General features: G+C 40.4%; 1 protein-coding gene and 1 pseudogene. One reads left to right on the top strand and one right to left on the bottom strand.

Features of this window, described 5'->3' with window-relative positions; genetic code table 11:
- Positions 1-918 (top strand): NRAMP family divalent metal transporter (locus EO766_RS18160; protein WP_287101794.1); only part of this gene is annotated, 918 nt, incomplete at its 5' end.
- Positions 919-977: 59 nt separating this feature from the next.
- On the opposite strand, the pseudogene EO766_RS18155 reads toward EO766_RS18160, so the two are convergent.
- Positions 978-1,420 (bottom strand): annotated as a pseudogene (locus EO766_RS18155) (hypothetical protein); the annotation flags it as partial.

Below are 1,420 nucleotides of genomic sequence, written 5' to 3'. Positions count from 1 at the left end.
TATGTATTGGCAGCTATGATTGTATTCGGAGGCATTGCTTTTAATACCGGTAATATTGCCGGGGCAGGTTTAGGTATACAGGTATGTACCGGCTTACCCACCCCCATTGGTGCTGCCATCAGTGCAGCCATTACATTGTTCATTTTTTGGCAGAAAGATGCAGGCCGTGCCATGGACGTATTTACCAAATACATGGGAATATTAATGATTGTATTAGCCTGTTATGTAGCCTTTGTAGCCCATCCACCCGTTGCAGATGCTATGGTGCAAATGGTATGGCCCGGCAAAGTGAGTGCACTCGCCATTATTACCATTGTAGGTGGTACGGTAGGTGGTTATATTTCTTTTGCGGGCGCCCATCGTTTATTAGAAGTGGGTATTACCGGTATTACTAATCTTGGAAAGGTAAATAAAGGCGCTGTTACGGGTATTGTGCTAACGGGAATTATGCGGTTTGTTTTGTTTTTGGCAGCACTGGGTGTGGTGGTGCAGGGTAAGTGGATAGATGCTGCTAACCCTGCGGCATCGGTATTTAAAATTGTTGCCGGCAATATGGGTTATTTCTTTTTTGGAATGGTTATGTGGGCAGCTTCTATTACCTCGGTTATTGGTGCATCTTTTACAGCCATTTCATTCATTAAAACATTTCATCCTGCAATTGAAGCACAACAAAAAATATGGGTAACAGGTTTCATACTACTATCTACCGGAATATTTGAATGGATAGGCCAACCTGTTAATGTATTGGTATGGGCCGGTACAGTGAATGGGTTTATTTTACCCCTGGCATTGGTGATTATTTTGTTAGCTGCGCTTAAATATCGTATAACTCCGAATTACCGGCATGCATTGTGGTTACAAATAGTGGGATGGATAGTGGTGGCGGGAATGTTGTGGATGATTATAGGGATTTATTAAAAATAAAAAAATAGCATTGCTATACCAACAATGCTATCATGTAATAATCATTTGTTTATTTACTGCAACACTTTTTCTATATGAGTTAGCTTCCCATCGGCATTAAACCCTTCAATAATAATTTTTAATTTTTTGCTGATGTCGTTATTATAAAAATCTAATTTCAACTGTGGACTTTTCTTGTTGGTTAACACATAAGGGTTCCAATAAAGGGTGCTTCTTACATCATCGCCAAACGCATCATTCGATTTGTCGTAATCAGGGCTGAAGAATTGTTTAAACTTAGTATAACCGCCTAAAATGGTATTATCTAACCCCGGTGTATTGGCGTTGTTATTGCGTTTGCTATCATTGCCTCTTTTGGTATAAATAGCAATGGCACCACCACTGCCACCGCCCATGGAGCCAAAGAAAGGTGGGCGAAATACTTTGATGTACGCAATATCTGTAATGGGTAGGCTTTGAATCATATCGGGCTGAGCCGGACTTTCATCTAAATATA

It is taken from the genome of Hydrotalea sp. AMD (assembly GCF_004100315.1).
Taxonomy (GTDB): Bacteria; Bacteroidota; Bacteroidia; order Chitinophagales; family Chitinophagaceae; genus Hydrotalea; species Hydrotalea flava.
This window is presented reverse-complemented; position numbering and strand designations above follow the sequence as displayed.